Consider the following 21,186-nt stretch of genomic DNA (forward strand, 5'->3'; position numbering starts at 1 on the left):
GCCCCGGCTTGGCGAAAGTCAGGATCGGGAGCGGGGTCACTCATGACGGCAGCATCGTCGGCTCGAACACCGGCTGGATGCGCGGCGGCAGCGGCCGGCCTTCGAGCGGCAGCACGCAGGCGACGTCCTGCTCGCGATATGCTGCGAGAGCCGGCCGGGTCTCGCAAGCTTCGTGCCCGTAGCCGCAACGGGGCAGGAAAGGGCAGCCGGTAGGGCGTTGCGCAGGGTTTGGCGGGGCACCGGGGATTGAGGGCAGGCGGGCCGGCCGGATGCCGTGCAGCGGTGGGATGCTGTCGAGCAGGCCGGAGGTGTAGGGATGACCGGGCCGGGTGAACAAGGCCTGCGTCGGACCGCGTTCGGCAACGTTGCCAGCATAGAGCACGGTCGTCCGGTCGCAGGTCTCTGCCACGACGCCCATGTCGTGCGTGATCAGCAGCACCGAGGACCCGAAATCGGTGCGCAGCCGTCGCAGCAGGTCGAGGATCTGCGCCTGCACGGTGACGTCCAGCGCGGTCGTCGGCTCGTCGGCGATCAGCAGCGACGGGTTGCAGGACAGCGCCATGGCGATCATCGCGCGTTGGCGCAGGCCGCCCGAGAGCTGGTGCGGGTAGCGATCGGCAGCGCGTCTTGGATCCGGCACGCCCATCTCGCCGAGCAGCTCGACGGTGCGGGCACGGGCGCCGGCGCGGCTCAGCGACTTGTGGGCGCGCAGCTGCTCGTCGATCTGCCAGCCGATCGTGTACACGGGCGTCAGCGCCGTCATCGGGTCCTGGAAGATCATGGCGATCTCGGCGCCGCGCAGCGCGCGCATCTCATGCCGGTCCAGCCCGATCAGCTCGCGGCCGCGATAGCGCGCCGAGCCGGTGATGCGGGCACCCGGCGCGTCGATCAGCCCCATGATGGCGAGTGCGGTCATGCTCTTGCCGGAGCCGGATTCGCCGACCAGGCCCATGATCTCCTGCGCGCCGAGCGAGAACGAGATGTTCTCGATGATCCGCACCGTGTCGCGGCGCCCGGCGGGCAGGGTGATGGTGAGGTCGCGCACCTCGAGCAGCGGGTCGCCGGCGCGATAGGTTTCACCGGCCATCGCGCACCCTCGGGTCGAGCAACAGATACACGACATCGACCACCGCATTGGCGAGCACGACGAAGATCGCCGAATACATCACCGTTGCCATGATCAGCGGCAGGTCGAGGTTGATCAGCCCCTGGTAGGTCAGCCGTCCGACGCCCTGCAGCCCGAACACCACCTCGGTCAGCAGCGCACCACCGCCGACCAGCTGGGCAAAATCCAGCCCGAACAGGGACACGAAGGTGATCAGCGAGGTCCGCAGGCCGTGCCGCAGCAGCACGCGGGTGTCGCTCAGTCCCTTGGCCCTGGCGGTGCGGATGAAATCCTCGCTGTACGAGGCGACCAGGTCGGCGCGCAGCACGCGGCCATAGATGCCGATGAACAGCACCGCCAGCACGCACCACGGGATCACCAGATGCAGCGCCCATCCGATCGGATCGGACAGCAGCGACACGTAGCCCAGTCCCGGGACCCAGGAGAACATCCAGGTGTCGTGATAACGGCTCTGCGTTATGAGATTGGTAACTTCTCCCAGCCAGAATACCGGCATGGAGATCCCGATCAGCCCCAGCATCATCAGTCCGCGATCGACGATGGTGCCGCGCATGGCGGTGGCGATGGTGCCCATGGCGATCGACACCACGATCCAGATCACCGCCGCCCCGCTGACCAGCGAAATGGTGACGGGGGCCGCACGCATGACTTCCGGCACCACCTGCTCGCCGTGATCGACGAATGATGTGAGGTCGCGGGTGATGAACAGGCGCTCCATCAGGCGCACGTACTGCACCGGCAGCGGACGGTCGAAGCCGTATTGGTGACGCACCGCGGCCAGCGTTTCCTGGCTGGCATTGCGGCCGGCGATGCGCGCCGACGGGTCCGCACCGGGGGTCGCGAAGAACACCAGGAACACCAGCACGCTGATGCCGAACAGCACCAGCACGGTCTGGCCGAGACGCTTCAGCAGCGCGATCAGCATCAGGTGCGCCGCCGGCTGGTTTCGCGCACGTCGAGGGCGTCGCGCAGGCCGTCGCCGAGGATGTTGAGGGCCAGGACGGTGAACACGATGGCGAGGCCGGGCGCGATCGCCACCATCGGCCGCGTGTAGATCAGGCCCTGGCCGTCCTCGATGATGGTGCCCCAGCTCGCCGCCGGTGCCTGCACACCGATCGACAGGAAGGACAACGCGCTCTCGGCCAGCAGTGCCAGCGCCATGATGACCGGCGCCAGCACGATCAGCGTCGTGCTGACATTGGGCAGGATGTCGCGCAGCAGGATGCGTGTGCGCGACACGCCCAGGCAGCGCGCCGCCAGCACGAACTCGGCCTGCCGCAGCGACAGCACGCGGCCGCGGATCGGTCTCGCGGCATACGGCACGTAAACGAGTGCGATGATGGCGATCGGCAGGATCAGGTTGTCGGAGCGGATGGTGAACGGCCCGAGCTGCAGGCCCTGGCTGACGGTGACGATGGAGAGCGAGATCGCGAACAGATAGACCGGGATCGCCCACATGATGTCCATCAGGCGCGACAGCAGGATGTCGACGATGCCGCCGAAGAACCCGGCGCAGATGCCGACCACCGCCGCCATGATGATGCATAATATGGCCGCCGACCCGGAGATCAGCAGCGAGTTGCGGCCGCCGTACAGCAGGCGCGCGGCGACGTCGCGGCCCTGGCTGTCGGCACCGAGCAGATCGGCGTCGGCGCGCCAGGTCGGCCCGATCGGGGTCAGCCCGAGATGCAGCCGGTTGGTGTTGGGCTGCATCACCGGCACGTCCTCGCCATTGATCGACACCGTCGCCGCGACATCGGATGCGAACGGGTCGGTGTGGGCGACAAGGCTCGCATAGAGCGGAGCGGCCAGGCTCGCGAGCACCAGCAGGACCAGCACGGCCAGGGATATCATCGCACTCGGCATCCGCACGAGCGCACGCAGCGCCACTTCCCACGGCCCCTGCACCCGTCGCCGCGTAACCGGTTCGCCCGACAGCGTAGTGCTCATTGCACCCAGACCTGGGAGAACAGCATGTGGTAGAGGTTCACCGTGTAGAAGTTGCCCAACCTCTTCGACACCAGCTCGATCTTCTTCCACGTGATCAGCGGAGCCGCCGGCGCGTCCTGCATCAGCATGCGGTCGGCCTTGGCCCAGAGGGCGTCGCCAGCCTTCTTGTCGGTCACGCTCGTCAACGCCGCCTGGTTCAACACATCCTCGACCGGCTTGCTGCAATATCCCGCGATATTGACCGACGAATCCGATCCTGGATGGAAATTCTCGCAGCCGAACAACGCGGTCAGGAAATCCGACGCCGCCGGATAATCCGCATTCCAGTCGGTCAGGCTGATCTGCACCTTGTTGTTGGTGTTCTGGATGTACGTGAACTGGATGGCGAAGGCGATCGGCTTGACGTCCGCATCGTAGCCGATCGCCCGCAACGTGTTCTGCAGCGTCGTACCCATGGCGGTCTCGATGGCGCGGTTCGGCACCACCAGCGTCACGTGCATGCCCTTGGTGCCGCTCTCCTCGACCAGCCGCTTCGCGAGCGCCAGGTCGGGGGCTTTCCAGACGGCCGCCGGATGCGCGAAATCCGCACCCTTGGTGTAGGGGCAGTAGGGTTCGAAACCGGGCAATCCGGGCGGCACGTTCTGGCACGACACGGTGGCTGCCGCCGGTCCGCCCATGAAGGTCTGCATGGCACGGCGGTTGACGGCATAATTGACCGCCTCGCGGGCCTTGATGTTGTTGAACGGGGGAAGGTTCACGTTCATCGCGATGTAGTAGGTGCCGAAAATGTCGTTGATGTGCACCTGGTCGGCGAAGCGGTCACCGAGCTCGCCGTAGCGATCGAGCGGCACGTTGTCGTACATGTAGTCGGAGTTGCCGTTCTCGGTGGCGGTCACCTCCGCCTCGTCGGTCAGGCCGAAGCTGTACTCGATCCGGTCCGCGTAAGCATCCGGTTGCGCCTCGGAACTCCAGACCTTGAAATACTGGTTCCGCTCGGCGATCAGCGCGTGGTTCGGGTCGTAGCTGACGATGCGGTACGGCCCGGTGCCGGGCGGCGCGTCATTGCCGAGATCGCGTGGCGGCGTGTCGGCCGGCAGGACGTAGGCGTGCGGGAACGAGAGCTTGTCGAAGAACTCGGCATCCGGATGGGTCAAGTGAAAGGTGATGGTGCGGTCTGCCTCGTTGCCGATCACGCCACCCGCCAACGTGCAATGCGGCCCGTCCTTCAGGCAGGCGTCGGCGCCCACGATGCCGCCATAGAAGCCGCCCGCGGTCGGCGAGTTCACCTTGAACAGGCGCTGCATCGACGCCACCACGTCGCGCACCCCGACCTCCTGGCCATTGGAGAACCGTACACCCCGGCGCAGGTGGAAGACGTAGGTCAGGCCGCCATCCTGCGGCGCCGGCAACGCGTCCGCGAGGTCCGGCACGATCGTGTTGCTGGCGGCGAGCGGACGTTTCGCGAATGCGGTCAGGCCGTCATAGACCACGACCGTGAGATCCATCATCTCCGAATTGTAGTTGATCTGCGGGTCGGCGGTACCGGCACCGGCGTCCGCGGTCAGTCGCAGGGTCCCGCCTCGATGCGGACTGCCCAGCGTGACACCGCCCGGAGCAATGAAGACCGGGGCATCGGTCGTCGGCTGTCCGGCGGGGACCGCATTGGGAGCCGCGGGAGCCACAGGAGCAGCGACCGGCGGCGACGGGGCAGCCGCGCCGAGCAGCAACGGCAGAGCGAGCACCATGCCGGCGACCGGCCGGAACGCGGGTCTGGTCGTCATCAGGTCAGTGATCCAGCGCACGCAGCTTGGCCGCGATGATTTCCGGGCTGGAATCGCCATTCAAAGCGCCGGCGAATTTACCCTGCGGGTTCATGATGACCATGACCGAACTGTGGTCGAGAACCGCACGCCCGTGAATTTCTTGCGGCGTGGAGGAGGCGTACACGCGGTATTCCTTTTCCACGTGGGCGAGTTCTGTAGGCGTGCCGGTCAATCCCGTGATGCGCTTGTCGAATTTCGCAGTGTAGGCACCAATGATTGCCGGGGTATCACGGGCCGGATCGATGGTGATGAACAGCGGCGCCATGTCGGCGGCCTTCGGTCCGAGCATGTCCAGTGCGTTGGCGATGTCGTTGAGTGCGGTCGGGCAGGTGTCGGGGCAGTTGGTGTAGCCGAAATAGACCAGCATCCATTTGCCCAGAAAGTCACGATCGGTGACGGTGCGTCCCTCGGCATCGGTGAGTTGGAACGGACCGCCGATTTCGATCGGCGCGCCGAGGTCGGCACCTCCAGGCACCGGAACGGCGTTCCGCAACGCCTGGCTCTCCGGCCCGCCCAGTCCGAACCAGTCCAGCCGGGTGGCGATGCTCGCGAGCGCTACCAGCACCATCATGACCGGGAGCAGCAGGCGCCAATTCTTCAATGTGCTTCCGCCCAGCTCTGGCCGATGCCGGTCTCGACCACCAGCGGAACCGACAGGCTGGCGGCGCCCTCCATCACGATGCGGGCGGTTTCGGCGAGCGCTTCCGCCTCGTCGTCCGGTGCCTCGAACAGCAACTCGTCATGCACCTGCAGCAACAATCGCGACCGCATGCCTTCGCGCACCATCACCGCAGGCAGCCGCACCATGGCCCGCTTGATGATGTCGGCAGCGCCGCCCTGTAGCGGCGCGTTGCTGGCCTGGCGTTCGGCATAGCCACGCCGCGCCGGATTCTTTTCCGCGATCCCCGCCACCCAGCAACGCCGCCCGAACGGGGTCAGCACGTAGCCGTTGGCACGGGCCTCCTCGCGGGTAGCCTCCATGTAGTCGCGGATGCCGGGATAGCGCGCGAAATAGGCGTCGATATAGGTGCGTGCCTCGCCGGGCGAGATCGAAAGCTGTCGCGCCAGCCCGAATGCCGAGATGCCGTAGATGATGCCGAAATTGATCGCCTTGGCGCGCCGGCGGGTAAGCGGGTCCATGCCCTCCATCGGCACGTTGAACACCTCCGACGCAGTGCGCGCATGGATGTCCTGTCCCTCGGCGAAAGCCTCGCGCAGGGCGGGGATGTTGGCGACATGCGCCAGCAGCCGCAGCTCGATCTGCGAGTAGTCGGCCGACACCAGAAGGTGTCCGGGTGCTGCCACGAAAGCACGCCGGATGCGGCCGCCTTCCTCGGTGCGGATCGGGATGTTCTGCAGGTTGGGCTCGTTCGAGGACAGCCGCCCGGTCGAGGTGATCGCCATCTGGAACGAGGTATGCACGCGCCCGGTCTCGCGGTTGATCTCGTCGACGAGCGCGTCCGCGTACGTGGATTTCAGTTTCGCCAGTTGCCGCCATTCGAGAATACGTGCCGGCAGCTCCAGCCCCTGTTCCGCCAGCGATTGCAGCATCGCGCTGTCGGTGCCCCAGGCACCGGTCTTCATGCGCTTGCCGCCGGGCAGCTTCATCTCGTCGAACAGGATCTCGCCGAGCTGCTTGGGCGATCCGAGATTGAACGTCCGGCCGGCCAGCGCGTGGATCTCGGTTTCCATCACCGCCATGCGCACCGCAAAATCCGCGGACAGCCGTCGCAATTCGGTCTCGTCGACCTTGATGCCGGCGGCTTCCATGCCGGCCAGCACGCGGATCAGCGGCCGTTCCAGCTGCTCGTACAGCGCCAGCGACTGGTTGGTGCGCAGCTGCGGATGCAGGATGTGCCACAGCCGCAGCGTGACGTCGGCGTCCTCGGCGGCGTAATCGGTGGCGGCCTTGAGGTTCACCCGGGCGAACGGAATGCGATTGCGGCCGGTGCCGGTGGCCTGGTCGTAGGTGATCGGGGTGTGGCCGAGGAAGCGCGACGCGAGCTCGTCCATGCCGTGTCCGTGCGCGCCGGCGGCCTGCGCGTAGGAGATCAGCATGGTGTCGTCGATCGGCGAGATCGGCCCGGCGAGCAGGCCCGCCGCCGCGCGCTCCAGCACCAGGATATCGAACTTGGCGTTCTGGAACACCTTGAGCACGCCCGGATCGGTCAGCAATGGCGCCAGCACGGCCATCGCGGCGCGCATGTCCGGCTGCGGCCCCACCGGATGCTCGAGATCGCCTTCGTGCAGCAGCGGGACGTAGCAGGCGCGGCCGGGTTTGGTGGCCAGCGAGAACCCGACCATGTCGGCACGCAGCGGATCGAGGCCGTTGGTCTCGGTGTCGACGGCGCACAGGCCTGCCCGGCGCGCCTCCTCGACCCATTCGGCCAGGACGGCAAGGTCGGTGACGGTATCGTAGTCGCTGAATGGCGCATCGTGGCGCGGGATCAGCTCGTCCGCAGTCGGCTCCGTACCCGAAGCGGCCGGAACCGCCACGGCCTTTCGCGCAGGTTCGAGCGCCTCGATCGACAGCCGCTGGGCGATCGAGCGGAAGCCCATGCCGCCCAGCCAGGTGCCGAGGCGGTCGGCATCCGGGGAGGTGAAGCCGAGCTGTTCGATCGGCAACGGCAGCGGCGCGTCGTGGCGCAGGATCACCAGCTCGCGCGACATCCGGGCGTTGGCCTCGTGCGCCTCGAGCGCGTCGCGCCGCTTCGACGGCTTCATCAGCCCGGCCTTCAGCGCCGTGTAGATGCCGTCGAGGTCGCCATATTCCAGCACCAGCGTGCTGGCGATCTTCGGACCGATGCCGGGCACGCCGGGCACGTTGTCGACGCTGTCGCCCATCAGCGCCTGCACCTCGATCACCTTGTCGGGGCCGACGCCGAAGCGCTCGCGCACCTCGTCCTCGCCGATCGGCTTCTGCTTGATCGGGTCCAGCATGTCGATGCCTGGCCGGATCAGCTGCATCAGGTCCTTGTCGGACGAGACGATGGTGCAGCGGCCACCCCCGGCGGCGACCTTGCAGGCATAGGCGGCGATCAGGTCGTCGGCCTCCCAGCCGGCGAGCTCGATGGCCGGGATGCCGAACGCCGCAGTTGCCTCGCGGACCAGGGCGAATTGCGGAATCAGCTCCGGCGGCGGGTCCGGGCGGTGCGCCTTGTACTGGTCGTAGAGCTCGTTGCGGAAGGTGAGGCGGCCGGCGTCGAAGATCACCGCGAGGTGGGTGCCGACATGATCGCGCAGGAAGCGGGCGACCATGTTGGTGAAGCCGTACACCGCATTCACCGGGGTGCCGTCGGCGCGGTTCATCGGCGGCAGCGCGTGGAACGCCCGGAAGATGAAGCCGGAACCGTCGATCAGCACCAGGTGGATGCCGGCCCAGGGGGACGCGCCACCGTCGTCGGGTTCGCCCGGTACTGCGCCGTCCTCGATGCTGGTCAACGCCTCGGCGTCGATGGCGTCGGGCTCAGGCTCGACAGCCGGCTGGTCGGGAGAGTTGGTCAATGGCCGGTATCGTCGCCTTCGCCGGCGCCCGGCGCCAGCACATACACACGCGAGCAGTACGGGCAGAAGGTCTGCTGCCCGGTGATGCGCAGCCAGACGCGCGGATGGCCGAGCGGGCCGTCGCCGCCGTCGCAGGCGAGCACGCGGCTGGTCACGGTGATGGTCTCGATGGCGGCAGGCCCGAGCTGTGGGGTGGGAGTGGCTGCGCCGAACGCCATGCGTGTCGCCTCGAAGGTTGGCCTGGGAGAAGGCAGGATGATACGCAGGACCGTCCCGCTTTGAAACCTCTGCCGGTCCCGATCCCCTGACACCAATCCCGCCCCCGATCCAGACCGACGCCCTCCAATGCCGCGCGGTCCCTGGCCGCCCGCTGCCCCGGACGTGGTCCCGGACGCTGCGCAAGCGGCACGCTGGACTTGCGCTCGCGTGCGGACTTCTGCTCGGCGCCTGCAGCAATACGGCGTTGCACAGGCCCCACGTGCCCCCCTCGGCTGCGCATGCCGCCGATCGCCGGCTGGTTCCGGCCGACCTCGTGTTCACGCTGGCCGATGGCGCCCGGCTGCCGGCGCGGCTGTGGCCCGCGGTGGGTGGTCGCCCGCAGGCGGTGATCCTGGCCCTCCACGGCTTCAACGACAGCCGCGATGCATGGGAGCTGTCCGCACCGGTGCTGGCCTCGCGCGGGATCAGTCTCTATGCGCCGGACCAGCGTGGCTTCGGCCAGGCGCCGTTGCGCGGTCGCTGGGCCGGCACTGACCGTATGGTCTCCGATGCCGCTGAACTTGCCCGCTTGGTTGCCGCCCGCGAGCCGGGGGTGCCGCTCTATCTGATGGGCGAGAGCATGGGCGGTGCGGTGCTGCTCTGCCTGGCCGCCAGCCCCGAGGCGCCACCGGTTGCCGGGTACATCCTGCTGGCGCCGGCGGTCTGGAGCCGCGACCAGATGGACCCGGTGATGACCGCGTCGCTCTGGGCAGCCGCTACCCTGGCCCCCGACTGGGAGCTGACCGGCCACGAGCTGCCGCTGCACATCACCGCCAGCGACAACCTCGCGGCCCTCTACCGCCTCGGCTACGACCCGCTGACCGTGCGCACCACCCGCGCCTCGACGCTGCAGGGCCTGGTGCAGCTGATGAGCCGGGCGCAGCAGGCGGCCGCCCACGTGCATGCCCGGATGCTGGTGACCTATGGCGGCCGCGACCAGCTGGTGCCGGCCCGATCGACCGCCGCCACCTGGGCGTTGCTGCCGTCCGACGTGCGCCGGAGCTTCTATCCATCCGGCTATCACCTGCTGATGCGCGACCTGAACCGCTCGGCGGTGATCGGCGACGTCGCCTCCTGGATCCTGACCCCCGACCAGGCGCTGCCCTCGGGTGGCGACATTGCCGCTGCCGGCTGGGTCGCGGGGCAAGGCTGGGACGACACCGTGCCGCTGTGGCTGCCGGGCAACCTGGACGGCCTGGTGGCCCCCGACCCGCGCTGACCGGGCCCCCATCCGGGGACTGGCATTCGGGACCGCTTCGGGTTATGCAGCGGGCGCGGGACCCGTAGCTCAGCTGGATAGAGCGTCGCCCTCCGAAGGCGAAGGCCGAAGGTTCGAATCCTTTCGGGTCCGCCACCGTGTCAATGGCATCAAGAACTTAGGCGGTGTTTTGGAAGTGGTATACGGGCAGGTATAAGGGTGTGTTGCAGCATCTAGCCTTCCGCGGGCCGTCAGCCAGCACCATATAAGATGGTGGAAGACGGCGTAGATGATCGGTTAATCCTATTAGCGTCTGATGCGTTGGTCTCCGCTATGCAGGAGCGATAGAGCACTGCAATATGCTCTTTCAAGGCGGAAGGCGTGAGCCGGATCGATGGTAGACGAGTTGGTAGATGAAGATCGTGGTCTCGAGACCGAGCAGGTCGAGCAGATCGCCGCTATGGGACAAATCCCGAACTTCGTTTTTAATTCCGTTATAACCAGCTGTTCGGCAACCGAGGTCATGGCAGTTGTTCGTTTAGGCGGGAGGCCTCTCCAGCTCATGATCATGAGCCCTCCAATGGCCAAGACTTTAGCAGTCGCTCTTATGGCCCGGGTTGCGGACTACGAGCGCATTACTGGCGCACCAGTGTTGACTGCCGAAGAAGTGTCAAAAAAGAACTTAGGCTCCTAGCATGACCACAATTCAGAAGCTCGAAGGCTTTTCTAACCTTCCTGTTGGCTGGAACTACGGGGCAGGCGTGGCACCAACGCGTCGAGCTATAGCGCTGGCTACAGCGTTCGTTTCCATTTACCAAAACTGCGGGTTTCCAACGACTGATGCTTTTCCTGGAACTGACGGCGAGATCATGATCACCGCTTACGAGGGAGACCATTACGTTGAAATAACGCTAGAGACCGACGGTAAGATAAGGTTTGTCTACGAAGTCGAGAACGAAGAAAAGATCTATAAAGAAGGACTGTCGATTTACCAGGCGGCCGAACTTCTATCAACTGTTGCTGAGCAGGTGGAAGCCGTTCGATGGCCTTCGTTAGAGTCGTCAATCCCGTTCACCACTATGATTCTAACAGGAAGCAATTTAAGGACTTGGCATTCCGGCCTCAACGAGCCGAGAATGGCTCGCAAGCAGTTTCCTGTTTCGAACATGAGTGTGCAGTACGCGACAGCGGAACTGTATGCGCCCACATTGCCAACTTCTATTCGGTCATCGCGTCGACCCCGGCAGTTTATTGGGTCTTCGACCAATCCAACCTTCCCGCTGGTAGCAGCCTGAACCAGTGCACGGAAAATGGCGATCGGTGTCACCACCATATTACGGGAATATCCGGAACACAACTTCGAAAAATCCCCACGAATTGGCGACCAGAGTACTTGCGAATCTGTGTGTCCGGCGCGTCGCGGTCTGTCACTGAACAAGAGTTGATTGAGATAGCGACGAGCGCAAGTTGGTCGTCAACGCCATAGGCTGTGGTATTGATCAACTAACCTTCGGGCGCCTCACTGCGCTGATAGATGTAGGGTAACTAGTTCAACCCATCATGATACCGTAGTTAGCCCCGCCTACCCCTGCTTTGCGTCGCAGCTTAGGACTATTGAACCTCAGGTAGTTGGTCCTCCACCGCAAGAGGCTGCTGGTCGGCCGCTATCAATTCGTTAGCGCTCGAACACGCTTCGCCGCATCATGATCCACTCGGCCGGGTGCGGCAGGTTCTCTCCGCGCCAAATCTCCGTCGCGGCGGCCAGCACCAAGTCGTCGTGGATGCCCTCGCGCCCAGCCTCCATGCTCTCGTTCCTGGCGCCGGCCTTGATCTTGACGTCGAAGCCCCGGTGCTCCGCCTTGAATGCTGCCGACGCGATGGCGCTGGGCGTTATGTTGAACCGGTCCTCGGCCAGGGTGATGTCGAGCGAAGATGCCAGAACCGACTTTGGCACCGTGACAGTGTTGCCCGACTTCACGTGGACCTCCCGGCCCGCGGTGATCGTGACCGCGATCGGGTGCAGGTCCATCTCCCGCATCGCGTCGACCACCGGAGCGCCAACGCCGGTCCCGTCGACCACCAGCTCGGCAATGCGGTCGGTCGCCGGCAGCTGCGCCAGCACCTGCCTTACTCGGTCACTGCGGTGCCTCAAAAGCCTCCACGACCGCCATACGCTCCTCGGTAATGCGCCCCAAAATTTCCAGGCAAACCCGATACTATTGGAACAGGCGACCTATGCCAGGAAACCGGATCATTCTCTTACCGCAATTCATGCGTCCTGGAGATGACGGCACGCCGCCGGCTGATCTACGGCCGGCCATGTATCTCATGTCATAAATTACACCGGCATTTTCCGGAACGCCAGTCAGTCTGCCATTTTCTTCGATTAATAGGTTACGAGGGAAACCTCTCTCCCACGGGTGACAGTCGTCGCGGTTCAACCAGGTCAGAAATAGCCGGCGGAGTTCATTACTTCGTTCAATACCCTGAACCTGAGCGGATAACGGTTTCGCCGACTCATGAACCGCCCCAAGGATAGCTCCCCGGGGCGGCTCTTCGAAGCCTCAGTAGATCGGCATGCCGCCATGCACCGGATACAGCGCGCCGGTCGTGTAGCTGCTCTCGTCGGCCGCCAGGTGCACATACGCGGGGGCGACTTCGCCGGGCTGGCCGGGGCGGGCCATCGGGGCCTGGCTGCCGAAGGTCTTCTGGCTGTCCTCGTCCATTCCGGTGACGATGAAGGGCGTCCAGATCGGGCCGGGCAGCACGGCGTTCACCCGGATGCCCTTCTCGACCAGCATCTGCGCCAGGCCGAGCGTGAAGTTGGCGATCGCCGCCTTGGTCGCGGAATAAGCCAGCAGGGCCGGCATCGGATGTTTGGAGTTCACCGACGAGGTGTTGATGATCACGCTGCCGGGCTTGAGATGCGGCACCGCAGCCTTGGTGATGTAGAACATCGCGTTGATGTTCACGGCGAAATGCTGGTCCCACTCCTCCTCGCTGATCTCGTCGATCGAGCTCCGGGTAGCCTGGAAGGCAGCGTTGTTCACCAGCAGGTCGAGCTTGCCGAACTCGGCCACGGTCTTCTCGACCAGCGCGCGCGCATTCGGCACCAGCGAAATGTCACCCGGCAGCTTCAGGCAGCGCCGCCCGGCCTCGAGGACCCAGCGCTCGGTCTCCTGCGCATCCTCGCTCTCCTCGTTGAGGTAGGAAATCGCGACGTCGGCGCCTTCGCGGGCATAGGCGATCGCCACGGCGCGACCGATGCCAGAATCGGCGCCGGTGATCAGCGCCACCTTCCCGGTGAGCTTGCCGGAGCCCGTGTAGCTGGCTTCGCCGTGATCGGGCTGCGGATGCATCTTCGCCGACAGACCGGGGAACCCTTGCGTCTGCGGCTTGAAGGGGGGCTTGGGGAAGCGGTCGCGCGGGTCGACGGTCATGGCGGTTCTCCTGATGGATCGCCCGAGCGAACGATGACACCCGGTCCAGGGTTCAGCGACCGCCGGCCGATCTTTACGGGACTGGTCGCCTCGACGGCTGGCACGGACGCTTGGATTTTCGGCAATGGCGGGACACACTGGCCATCGCGGGCCTTCCGGATCGGGACGGCACTCAACGTGATGTGAGCACACCCCCATAAGGGCGGCGCTGGCATCGTCCTGGCTGGATGGCGGAATGAAACCCTACCTTCCGATCCTGCTCGCGGCCTTTGTCGGAGCTGCGGTGCTGGGCGCAGTCGCAGCGTGGCTCTATCCGCATCGGCCGGGCAACCATCTCGGCACCGGCACCGGCACTCCAGCCAGCCAGGTGCTCGCGGCGCCAGCCGCTCCGACGCCCGCCACCCCACCGAAATAGCCTCCAGTCCGGACTCCGGAGCACGCCGCCATGGATCTCGATCGCCGCCAGTTCCAGGCTCTCCTTGCCGGCCTCGGGATCGAGCTTGCCGGCACCGGTCACGCTGAGGCAGCGGACGGCGAGGTCGAGCACTTCCTGTTGCCGCCGAACGACTGGGTGCCGAACAACCAGCACCTGCCGGTGATCCTCTACCGGGGTGCGGTGCCGGTGGCCGGCCGGGATCCGGCCTCGACGTTCGAGGCGCTGTTCACCCGCAACGGCTGGCCGCCGCAATGGCGCAATGGCGTCTATCCGTTCCACCACTTCCATTCGACCGCGCACGAGGTGCTCGGGTTCGCCGGCGGGTCTGCCGAGCTGATGCTCGGTGGCCCAGGTGGTCGCCAGGTCACCGTTCAGGCAGGCGACGTGGTGGTGCTGCCCGCCGGCACCGGGCATTGCCGGTTGAGCGCGGACAACGACTTCCTCGTGGTGGGTGCCTATCCGCCGGACCAGCACTGGGACATCCGCCGCAGCGCGTTGCCGCCCGAGGCACTCGACTGCATGCGGCACCTGGTGTTCCCGCACAGCGATCCACTGGTCGGCACCGACGGTCCGCTGCCACGGCTCTGGCATCCCGCCTGAACCGGCTGTTCAGGCGACGGCCGCGAGATCGAGCAGGATCGGCCGGTGGTCGGACCGGCCATAGGCGAGGGCGCTCGACGCCGTGCACTGCAGCCCGCGCACCAGGCAGCGATCCAGCCGCAGCGGCAGCAGACCATGCGCGCGGTGCGTCGCGACCCGCGGCCCGACATCTCTGAAGCCGGGCAGGCCGGTCGGTCCCAGCGCGTTGAAGTCGCCGATCACCATGTCGAGCTGTGGGTGGCTGGCGAGCAGGTGGCGGAGCTGGCGCCGGTTGGCACGCTGGCCATGATCCAGATGCACCGTGGCAGCCCGCAGCCAGCCGAGTCGCACGACCAGCGCCAGGCGCGGGGAGACCGCGCGGAAGATCGGCACCGGCAGGTCGAGCCGGCCGGCGATCGGCAGCGTCTCGGCCACCGCGTCGAACCGCTGCCGGCTCCAGACAGCCGGCCCGTGGCTGCGCCGCAGCATCGGCTCCCGGGCATAGTGGCCGCCGATCAGCCCAGGCAGGCCGTCGATCGCCGCAGTCGCTTCCTGCATCATGACCAGGTCGGGGTTGTGCAGCTCGATCAGCCGCCCGATATCCGCGGTGGTGGCGCCACGGGTCCGGAGCAGGTTCCAGCTCAGGATCCGCAGCCGCATGGCGGGGCTCGTATCCCCGGATCCTGCAGGCCGCCCGGGCGCGGTCGAGTTGCGGATCGAGGTGATCATGGTATGCTCCAGACATGGCTCGTTGGCCGCAAAGGAAGGCGTTCATTGGCGGCGGACGAAGACACCATCCTGAAGATCTCCCAGGTCCTGAATTCCCTCCCCGGACGGCCTCCTGGCATGCCGGAGCATCTGACGGAGGAAACCACCATCGTCGGCGACCTCAAGCTGGACTCGCTTTCGGTGATGGATTTCGTCATGGCGCTCGAGACCCGGTTCGACACCATCATCCCGATCGACGGCATTGCCGATGTCCGTACGGTCGGTGATCTCGCTGCACTCCTGCAGCCGGCTCTGAAACAGGTTCCAGTCTAGTCGATGCTTGGCAAATATAGCGCTCTGAAACAGAGCTACGCCCGGTTGCTGACCGGCGGCCGCGACCCGTTCGCGGTAGTGTTCGACGAGATCCTGTCGCCGACCGAGGCCAGGCTCGGATCGAGCGACGTCCTGCTGCTCGGGACCAACAACTATCTCGGGCTCACCCAGGATCCGAGCTGCATCGAGGCCGCGACAGAGGCGCTGCAGCTGGACGGCACCGGCACCACCGGGTCGCGGATCGCCAACGGCACCTACGGTGTGCATGCAGCACTGGAGGAGCAGATCTCGCGCTTCCTCGGACGCCGCGAGTCCATGCTGTTCACCACCGGCTACCAGGCGAATGTCGGCATCCTCTCGGCACTGGCCGGTCGGGACGACAACCTGCTGCTCGATGCGGACAGCCACGCCAGCATCTATGACGGCGCCCGGCTCGGCGGCGCCAAGGTGACCCGGTTCCGGCACAACGACCCCGACGATCTCTATCGTCGCCTCCGCCTGCTGGCCGAGCGCACCGATCCCGCAAGCCCCGGCGAGAACCTGATAGTCGTCGAGGGCATCTACAGCATGCTCGGCGACGTGGCGCCGCTGCGCGAGATGGCCGCGGTGAAGCGCGAGACCGGTGCCTACCTGCTGGTCGACGAGGCGCACTCGCTCGGCGTGCTCGGCCAGCATGGCCGCGGTCTGGCCGAGGAGGCCGGTGCCGAGGCGGATGCCGACTTCATCGTGGGTACGTTCAGCAAGAGCATGGGCGGCATCGGCGGCTTCTGCGCCTCCGACGTGCCTGATTTCGAGCTGCTGCGGCTGGCCTCGCGCGCCTACATGTTCTCCGCGTCGCTGCCGCCGGCCGTGGTGGCCGCGCTGTCACGGGCGCTGACCCTGGTGCAGGAGCGCGGCGACCTCCGGACGCGGCTGCACCGGAACGCCTCGCAGCTCTATGACGGGCTGACCGGGGCGGGCTTCCTGCTCGGCCCGACCGTCAGCCCGATCGTCGCGATCCGCCTCGCCGATCCGGAGACCGCGGTGACGTTCTGGAACCGGCTGCTCGAGGCCGGGGTCTATGTGAATCTGGCCCTGCCGCCGGCGACACCGCAGAGCCTGTCCCTGCTGAGGACCAGCGTTAGTGCCGTGCACACCACGACGCAGATTGCACGTGCAGTCGATGCCATTGCGACCATCGGCGCCGAACTCGGTGTCATCCAGGCGGAACCGGTCCTGCAGCGGATCGCCAGCTGAAGCCTTTTAGTAACGAAGAGTGATCGACAGCCTGGTGTCGCCCGGTCCCGCGGTGAAGCGCGCGGCGCTGAACGGGGGCGGAGCCATGAAGGCCGACGCGTTGTTCGAGAAGCCGTAGCCCTCTACCGGCAGGCCGATGAGCGATCGGTCGAAATGGTGGTTGTTGTTTTCGTCGTGATACACGGCGACCGCGTAAGTGCCTGGCCGCGACACAACGAAGCAGGCGGTGGCCGTACTGCCCGCCAGCATGACGCGGGTGAGGGCAATCGAGCCGCGATGCGCCAGGAACGCCTCCGGTCGGTTGCCATAGAGAGTATAGGTGATGTTGCCGGCGACCCGCCTGACCCCGATCGCCGTGATCAGCAGCCGGTCCGGCGCCGCCTCATCGGGCGTCGTGCAGGCTCTGGCGCTTTCTGGAGGGGCGCTTTCAGGAGGGGCGCTTCGAGGCGGGGCACTTTCCGGCGGGGCGGGTGACGCGGGGTCGGCCAGCGAGGCGGCGGGAGATGCCAGCCCGAACAGGATCCAGAGACCGCCTCCGACCAGCCAGGATTGCAGGCGGGACCGGCGGCCCCGTTGAGCGGACATGGACGATTGGTGCATGATCCCTGGAGTTTGCGCAGTACGGCGCCGGGTGCAACCCGGGATTGTTGACTTCGTTCGATGACGCCCTCCACTTGGACGGCGTCCAGGAGTACGTGATGTATAGAAGCTGGCGCCACCATGGACGCAGTTTCGATCTCGGCCGGATGACCCTGTCGGACCTGTTCGCCGCCTATCGCACGCATCCGGCGGTGCATGTGTATCTGCTGGGCGCGCTGGTCAGCCTCGCCGTCGCGATCCGCGAAAGCTCCGGTCCGTGGCGCCCGATCCTGGCGGTGCTGGCGACTGCGGCTGCCTACCCGCTGGCCTGGTACCTGCTGCATCGCTTCGTGCTGCACGCGAAGTTCCTGTATCGCTCGCCGCTGACCGCCTCGCTGTGGAAGCGGATCCACTTCGATCATCACCAGGATCCGTACCGGATGGACGTGCTGTTCGGCTCGCCGGTCACCACGCTGCCCACCATCCTGGTGATCCTGATCCCGCTCGGCTGGGTGGTCGGCGGCGGGGCGGGCGGCGCGGCGGCGGCGGTGTGCGCCGGGCTGCTCATCACTTGCGCCTACGAGTTCTGCCACTGCGTCCAGCACCTGAACTTCAAGCCGCGCAACCGCCTGCTGCGCCGGATGAAGGAGCTGCACCTGGCGCATCACTTCCACGACGAGGTCGGCAATTACGGCATTACCTCGTTCGTGATCGATCGGCTGTTCGGCACCTATTACGCCTCCGCGCGTGAGCGGAAGCGGTCGCCGCACGTGTTCAATCTCGGCTATGACGCCAGCGAGGCGACGCGTTTCCCCTGGGTCGCGCGTCTGTCCGGCGGCCCGCCGCTCGATCGCCCGCCGTCCGGCAATGCGCCCGCGGGCAAGGCGTCGGCCGGTGACGCAGCGATGCGCCGCCGCGAGACCGCTTGACGACGCTGCAGATGATGACCTCATCGATCGAGATCGTGCCCGTCGTCGGCAGGCGGGCGCTCGAGCGCTTCATCCGGCTGCCGGAATTCCTGCTCCGCGACGATCCCTCCTACATCGCCCCGCTGCGCGCCGAGCGCCGTGCCGCCCTCACGCCGCGCAGCAATCCGTTCTTCCTGCATGCCGACGTGGCGCTCTGGATCGCCACCCGGAACGGCCGTGATGTCGGCCGGATCAGCGCCCAGGAGGATCACCTGGCGCATGGCGACGATGGCGGCCGCATCGGCAATTTCGGCATGCTGGTGGCAATCGACGATCCCGAGGTGTTCGCGGCCCTGCTCGCCACCGCCGAAACCTGGCTCGCTGCCCGCGGGCTCGATTGCATGCGGGGTCCGTTCAGCCTGTCGATCAACGAGGAGACCGGCCTGCTGGTGGCGGGCTTCGACACGCCACCGATGCTGATGATGCCGCACGATCCGCCCTACGTGAACGACCGGCTGCTGGCGTTGGGCTACGGCAAGGTCCGCGACGTGTATGCCTATCTCTGCGACACCACCGCCGCCCTGCCACCCACCGCGGCGGCGATGGTCGCGCGTGGCTTGCCGAAGAACGTCACGCTGCGGCCGCTGCGGATGGCAACGTTGAAGAGCGATGTCGCAGCCCTGGTCGACATCTACAACGACGCCTGGACCGGCAACTGGGGCTTCGTCCCGATCACCGAGGCGGAGGTCGCGCATACTGCCAAGGCGCTGAAGCCGCTGCTGCAGGAGCGCCTGGTCTGGTTCGCCGAGGTCGATGGCGAGCCGGCGGCGTTCGGGCTATGCCTGCCGAACCTGAACGAGGCGATCCGCGACCTGTCCGGCCGGTTGCTGCCGTTCGGCTGGGCCAAGCTGCTGTGGCGGCTGAAGCGATCGGGGGTCGCCACCGGGCGGGTGCCCTTGATGGGTGTGCGCCGCCGCTACGGCAGCGGCATGCTCGGGCAGCTGCTGTCGCTGCACGTGGTCGAGGCGTTGCGGCGCGAGGCCATGGCAGTCGGCATGAAGTCGGTCGAGATGTCGTGGATCCTCGAGGACAACCTGCCGATGCGGCACCTGGCCGAGGCAGTCGGCGGCCATGCCTACAAGACCTACCGGATCTACGAGAAACGCCTCGAAGCGCACACGGCCGCGTGAGACCAGGCTTCCGGTTTGTTGACGCTCACGACCGCCCCGATTAAGCCAACGAGTGATGCCGACATCGCGATCTGCATGGCGGATCGCGCAGGCGACCTATCGGGAGGATGCGCCCCTCGTCCAATCCTCGGGAGATGAAGCCGAATGTCGGGGTCCACCGCAACGATCAGCGGTCTCATCCAGCGCAAAGGCGATTTCGCGACTCTCCTGGATGCGCTCGAATACGCGGCACTCGGCAGGAGCGGCCTCGATTTCTACTCGGTCCGCGGCGAGCTGACCAAGGCGTTGCCCTACGCCGAGCTGGCCCATGATGCGCGGCTGCTGGCACATCGTCTGCTCGCACTCGGCCTGGTGCGTGGAGAACGGGTGGCGCTGATCGCCGAAACCACTCCGGATTTCGTCCGCGCCTTCTTTGCCTGCCAGTACGCCGGGCTGATCCCGGCGCCGCTGCCGTTGCCGGTCGCGTTCGCCGGCCGCGACACCTACGTGTCGCATGTGCGGCGGCTGGTCACCGAAGCCCGGGCGAGCGCGTTGCTGGCGCCCGAGGCCCTGGTCGGCTGGATCGCGCCATCGGCCGGCGACCTCGACCTGCGGATCTGCGGCACGATCGCCTCGCTGTGGGACGGGGTCGCGCCCGATCAGGCGAGTGCGCATTCGGAGCTTCCGACGATCGGACCGGACGACATCGCCTACCTGCAGTTCTCGTCCGGCAGCACCCGTTTCCCGCGCGGCGTGGTGGTGCACCAGAACGCGCTGATGGCCAACGCCGCCGGCATCCTGACGCACGGGCTGGATATCCGGCCCGAGGATCGTGCGGTGTCCTGGCTGCCGCTCTATCACGACATGGGGCTGGTCGGCTTCCTGCTCGCCCCGATGGCCGGCCAGGTCAGCGTCGACCTGCTGGCGACACAGGATTTCGTGCGCCGGCCGCAATTGTGGCTGTCGCTGATCTCGCGTGGCCGCGGCACCATCTCGTACAGCCCGAGCTTCGGCTACGATCTGTGTGCCAGGCGGGAGCGGCCTGCCGAAGATAGCGAGCTCGACCTGTCATGCTGGCGCATTGCCGGCATCGGCGGCGACATGATCCGGCCGGGCGTGCTGACCGGGTTCGCCGAGATGTTCGCCGCCCGCGGGTTCCGGCCCGAGGCCTTCCTGCCGAGCTACGGCATGGCCGAGGCGACGCTCGCGATCAGCTTCGCGCCAATCGATCGCGGCTTCGAGACGGATCTCGTCGACCTCGACCGGCTCGAGGCGGATGGTGTCGCCGCGGCGCCCGTGCAGCCGGATGCCCGGGTCCGGGAGCTAGTGCTGTGCGGCCGGGCGATCCCCGGGCACGAGATCGAGATCCGCGACGACCTGGGCGCCCGGCTGCCAGACCGCACCGTCGGTCGGGTCTTTGCACGCGGCCCCAGCCTGATGCGCGGCTATGACGGCCGCCCCGACGAGACCGCTTCGGTGCTGTCGCCCGACGGTTGGCTCGATACCGGCGATGTCGGCTACTGGCTCGACGGCATGCTGGTGGTTGCCGGCCGCGCCAAGGACCTGATCATCATCAACGGCCGCAACATCTGGCCGCAGGACATCGAGTGGACCATCGAGCAGACCGTGCCGCAGGTCCGCACCGGCAACGTCGCGGCGTTCTCGGTCGAGGAAGATGGTCGCGAGGTACTGATCCTGGCCGTCGCCGCCCGCAACGTGTCCGACCCGGCCGGGCTCGAGCGGGTGATCGCCGACATCGGCGACAACGTTCGGGTGCAGCATGGGCTGGACGGGCGGGTGATGCTGCTGCCGCCCGGCGCGCTGCCGTACACCTCGTCGGGCAAGCTGAGCCGTTCGGCCACGCGCCAGCTCTATTTGGCCGGGACTCTGCCGACCGCTTCGGTGCCGGACGCCCCGGCGCTCGCCTAGCCCGACCAGG

The 21,186-nt window shown here is 66.6% G+C and carries 21 protein-coding genes and 1 tRNA gene; 11 read left to right on the forward strand and 11 right to left on the reverse strand.

Annotation, left to right across the window (positions count from 1 at the left end):
* Window positions 1-40 precede the first annotated feature (40 nt).
* From ACOEQ2_RS12025 to ACOEQ2_RS12055, 7 genes are all read right to left on the reverse strand, one after another.
* Window positions 41-1,087: an ABC transporter ATP-binding protein gene (locus tag ACOEQ2_RS12025; RefSeq protein WP_419728215.1), complete on the reverse strand. Its 1,047-nt coding sequence runs from the start codon at window positions 1,085-1,087 to the stop codon at window positions 41-43.
* Window positions 1,077-2,051, reverse strand: a complete 975-nt coding sequence (locus tag ACOEQ2_RS12030; protein WP_419728216.1) for an ABC transporter permease — start codon at window positions 2,049-2,051, stop codon at window positions 1,077-1,079. Before ACOEQ2_RS12030 ends, ACOEQ2_RS12025 begins: the two co-directional genes overlap by 11 nt.
* Window positions 2,051-3,076 carry an ABC transporter permease gene (locus ACOEQ2_RS12035; protein ID WP_419728217.1) on the reverse strand — a complete coding sequence of 342 codons (1,026 nt, stop codon included), beginning with the start codon at window positions 3,074-3,076 and terminating at the stop codon, window positions 2,051-2,053. Before ACOEQ2_RS12035 ends, ACOEQ2_RS12030 begins: the two co-directional genes overlap by 1 nt.
* The gene (locus tag ACOEQ2_RS12040; RefSeq protein WP_419728218.1) at window positions 3,073-4,857 is read right to left on the reverse strand and encodes an ABC transporter substrate-binding protein; all 1,785 of its coding nucleotides are present in this window, start codon (window positions 4,855-4,857) and stop codon (window positions 3,073-3,075) included. Before ACOEQ2_RS12040 ends, ACOEQ2_RS12035 begins: the two co-directional genes overlap by 4 nt.
* A gap of 4 nt (window positions 4,858-4,861) precedes the next feature.
* Entirely contained in the window at window positions 4,862-5,470 is a 609-nt protein-coding gene (locus ACOEQ2_RS12045) for an SCO family protein (protein WP_419728219.1), read from the reverse strand.
* A 26-nt stretch (window positions 5,471-5,496) separates the two neighbouring features.
* Window positions 5,497-8,271 (reverse strand): DNA polymerase I, encoded by a 2,775-nt coding sequence (gene polA, locus ACOEQ2_RS12050; protein ID WP_419731211.1) that lies wholly within the window; start codon window positions 8,269-8,271, stop codon window positions 5,497-5,499.
* A 128-nt stretch (window positions 8,272-8,399) separates the two neighbouring features.
* Complete coding sequence (locus ACOEQ2_RS12055) at window positions 8,400-8,621, reverse strand: zinc-finger domain-containing protein (RefSeq protein WP_419728220.1); 222 nt, start codon at window positions 8,619-8,621, stop codon at window positions 8,400-8,402.
* 260 nt (window positions 8,622-8,881) lie between these two features.
* On the opposite strand from ACOEQ2_RS12055, the gene ACOEQ2_RS12060 reads away from it, so the two are divergent.
* From ACOEQ2_RS12060 to ACOEQ2_RS12075, 4 genes are all read left to right on the forward strand, one after another.
* Complete coding sequence (locus ACOEQ2_RS12060) at window positions 8,882-9,880, forward strand: alpha/beta fold hydrolase (protein WP_419728221.1); 999 nt, start codon at window positions 8,882-8,884, stop codon at window positions 9,878-9,880.
* Window positions 9,881-9,938: 58 nt separating this feature from the next.
* A tRNA-Arg gene (locus ACOEQ2_RS12065) sits at window positions 9,939-10,015 on the forward strand.
* 238 nt (window positions 10,016-10,253) lie between these two features.
* Complete coding sequence (locus tag ACOEQ2_RS12070; RefSeq protein ID WP_419728222.1) at window positions 10,254-10,553, forward strand: hypothetical protein; 300 nt, start codon at window positions 10,254-10,256, stop codon at window positions 10,551-10,553.
* A 1-nt stretch (window position 10,554) separates the two neighbouring features.
* Window positions 10,555-11,154 carry a hypothetical protein gene (locus ACOEQ2_RS12075; RefSeq protein WP_419728223.1) on the forward strand — a complete coding sequence of 200 codons (600 nt, stop codon included), beginning with the start codon at window positions 10,555-10,557 and terminating at the stop codon, window positions 11,152-11,154.
* Window positions 11,155-11,534: 380 nt separating this feature from the next.
* Here the strand turns inward: ACOEQ2_RS12075 and ACOEQ2_RS12080 are convergent, their stop codons facing one another.
* Together ACOEQ2_RS12080 and ACOEQ2_RS12085 are read right to left on the reverse strand one after the other, a co-directional pair.
* Window positions 11,535-11,981, reverse strand: a complete 447-nt coding sequence (locus ACOEQ2_RS12080) for a hypothetical protein (RefSeq protein ID WP_419728224.1) — start codon at window positions 11,979-11,981, stop codon at window positions 11,535-11,537.
* Window positions 11,982-12,423: 442 nt separating this feature from the next.
* Window positions 12,424-13,299: an SDR family oxidoreductase gene (locus ACOEQ2_RS12085; RefSeq protein ID WP_419728225.1), complete on the reverse strand. Its 876-nt coding sequence runs from the start codon at window positions 13,297-13,299 to the stop codon at window positions 12,424-12,426.
* A 235-nt stretch (window positions 13,300-13,534) separates the two neighbouring features.
* Here ACOEQ2_RS12085 and ACOEQ2_RS12090 point away from each other — a divergent pair, with 235 nt between their 5' ends.
* The gene (locus ACOEQ2_RS12090; RefSeq protein WP_419728226.1) at window positions 13,535-13,714 is read left to right on the forward strand and encodes a hypothetical protein; all 180 of its coding nucleotides are present in this window, start codon (window positions 13,535-13,537) and stop codon (window positions 13,712-13,714) included.
* 30 nt (window positions 13,715-13,744) lie between these two features.
* The gene (locus tag ACOEQ2_RS12095) at window positions 13,745-14,335 is read left to right on the forward strand and encodes a cupin domain-containing protein (protein WP_419728227.1); all 591 of its coding nucleotides are present in this window, start codon (window positions 13,745-13,747) and stop codon (window positions 14,333-14,335) included.
* Between the two features lie 9 nt (window positions 14,336-14,344).
* Here the strand turns inward: ACOEQ2_RS12095 and ACOEQ2_RS12100 are convergent, their stop codons facing one another.
* Complete coding sequence (locus ACOEQ2_RS12100) at window positions 14,345-15,043, reverse strand: endonuclease/exonuclease/phosphatase family protein (protein ID WP_419728228.1); 699 nt, start codon at window positions 15,041-15,043, stop codon at window positions 14,345-14,347.
* A 3-nt stretch (window positions 15,044-15,046) separates the two neighbouring features.
* On the opposite strand from ACOEQ2_RS12100, the gene ACOEQ2_RS12105 reads away from it, so the two are divergent.
* Together ACOEQ2_RS12105 and spt are read left to right on the forward strand one after the other, a co-directional pair.
* Window positions 15,047-15,355: an acyl carrier protein gene (locus ACOEQ2_RS12105; protein WP_419728229.1), complete on the forward strand. Its 309-nt coding sequence runs from the start codon at window positions 15,047-15,049 to the stop codon at window positions 15,353-15,355.
* Window positions 15,356-15,358: 3 nt separating this feature from the next.
* Window positions 15,359-16,591: a serine palmitoyltransferase gene (gene spt / locus ACOEQ2_RS12110; protein WP_419728230.1), complete on the forward strand. Its 1,233-nt coding sequence runs from the start codon at window positions 15,359-15,361 to the stop codon at window positions 16,589-16,591.
* Between the two features lie 6 nt (window positions 16,592-16,597).
* Here spt and ACOEQ2_RS12115 read toward each other — a convergent pair whose 3' ends face one another.
* Window positions 16,598-17,176 carry a DUF2141 domain-containing protein gene (locus tag ACOEQ2_RS12115; protein WP_419728231.1) on the reverse strand — a complete coding sequence of 193 codons (579 nt, stop codon included), beginning with the start codon at window positions 17,174-17,176 and terminating at the stop codon, window positions 16,598-16,600.
* Between the two features lie 113 nt (window positions 17,177-17,289).
* Here ACOEQ2_RS12115 and ACOEQ2_RS12120 point away from each other — a divergent pair, with 113 nt between their 5' ends.
* The 3 genes from ACOEQ2_RS12120 to ACOEQ2_RS12130 all read left to right on the forward strand — a co-directional run bounded on the left by ACOEQ2_RS12120 (window position 17,290) and on the right by ACOEQ2_RS12130 (window position 21,176).
* On the forward strand, window positions 17,290-18,099 hold the full coding sequence (locus ACOEQ2_RS12120; protein ID WP_419728232.1) for a sterol desaturase family protein: 810 nt from the start codon (window positions 17,290-17,292) through the stop codon (window positions 18,097-18,099).
* Window positions 18,096-19,268, forward strand: a complete 1,173-nt coding sequence (locus ACOEQ2_RS12125) for an N-acetyltransferase family protein (protein ID WP_419728233.1) — start codon at window positions 18,096-18,098, stop codon at window positions 19,266-19,268. The genes ACOEQ2_RS12120 and ACOEQ2_RS12125 overlap by 4 nt, the downstream gene beginning before the upstream one ends.
* A gap of 144 nt (window positions 19,269-19,412) precedes the next feature.
* Complete coding sequence (locus ACOEQ2_RS12130) at window positions 19,413-21,176, forward strand: fatty acyl-AMP ligase (RefSeq protein WP_419728234.1); 1,764 nt, start codon at window positions 19,413-19,415, stop codon at window positions 21,174-21,176.
* Window positions 21,177-21,186 lie beyond the last annotated feature (10 nt).

This window comes from Lichenicola sp. (assembly GCF_965198575.1).
GTDB lineage: Bacteria > Pseudomonadota > Alphaproteobacteria > Acetobacterales > Acetobacteraceae > Lichenicola.

Excerpts from the sequence above, each read along its gene's own strand:
- ACOEQ2_RS12025 (WP_419728215.1), bottom strand. The coding sequence starts at position 1,087 with ATGGCCGGTGAAACCTATCGCGCCGGCGACCCGCTGCTCGAGGTGCGC.
- ACOEQ2_RS12030 (WP_419728216.1), bottom strand. The coding sequence starts at position 2,051 with ATGCTGATCGCGCTGCTGAAGCGTCTCGGCCAGACCGTGCTGGTGCTG.
- ACOEQ2_RS12035 (WP_419728217.1), bottom strand. The coding sequence starts at position 3,076 with ATGAGCACTACGCTGTCGGGCGAACCGGTTACGCGGCGACGGGTGCAG.
- ACOEQ2_RS12040 (WP_419728218.1), bottom strand. The coding sequence starts at position 4,857 with ATGACGACCAGACCCGCGTTCCGGCCGGTCGCCGGCATGGTGCTCGCT.
- ACOEQ2_RS12045 (WP_419728219.1), bottom strand. The coding sequence starts at position 5,470 with ATGATGGTGCTGGTAGCGCTCGCGAGCATCGCCACCCGGCTGGACTGG.
- ACOEQ2_RS12055 (WP_419728220.1), bottom strand. The coding sequence starts at position 8,621 with ATGGCGTTCGGCGCAGCCACTCCCACCCCACAGCTCGGGCCTGCCGCC.
- ACOEQ2_RS12070 (WP_419728222.1), top strand. The coding sequence starts at position 10,254 with ATGGTAGACGAGTTGGTAGATGAAGATCGTGGTCTCGAGACCGAGCAG.
- ACOEQ2_RS12075 (WP_419728223.1), top strand. The coding sequence starts at position 10,555 with ATGACCACAATTCAGAAGCTCGAAGGCTTTTCTAACCTTCCTGTTGGC.
- ACOEQ2_RS12085 (WP_419728225.1), bottom strand. The coding sequence starts at position 13,299 with ATGACCGTCGACCCGCGCGACCGCTTCCCCAAGCCCCCCTTCAAGCCG.
- ACOEQ2_RS12090 (WP_419728226.1), top strand. The coding sequence starts at position 13,535 with ATGAAACCCTACCTTCCGATCCTGCTCGCGGCCTTTGTCGGAGCTGCG.
- ACOEQ2_RS12095 (WP_419728227.1), top strand. The coding sequence starts at position 13,745 with ATGGATCTCGATCGCCGCCAGTTCCAGGCTCTCCTTGCCGGCCTCGGG.
- ACOEQ2_RS12100 (WP_419728228.1), bottom strand. The coding sequence starts at position 15,043 with ATGATCACCTCGATCCGCAACTCGACCGCGCCCGGGCGGCCTGCAGGA.
- ACOEQ2_RS12105 (WP_419728229.1), top strand. The coding sequence starts at position 15,047 with ATGCTCCAGACATGGCTCGTTGGCCGCAAAGGAAGGCGTTCATTGGCG.
- spt (WP_419728230.1), top strand. The coding sequence starts at position 15,359 with ATGCTTGGCAAATATAGCGCTCTGAAACAGAGCTACGCCCGGTTGCTG.
- ACOEQ2_RS12115 (WP_419728231.1), bottom strand. The coding sequence starts at position 17,176 with ATGTCCGCTCAACGGGGCCGCCGGTCCCGCCTGCAATCCTGGCTGGTC.
- ACOEQ2_RS12120 (WP_419728232.1), top strand. The coding sequence starts at position 17,290 with ATGTATAGAAGCTGGCGCCACCATGGACGCAGTTTCGATCTCGGCCGG.
- ACOEQ2_RS12130 (WP_419728234.1), top strand. The coding sequence starts at position 19,413 with ATGTCGGGGTCCACCGCAACGATCAGCGGTCTCATCCAGCGCAAAGGC.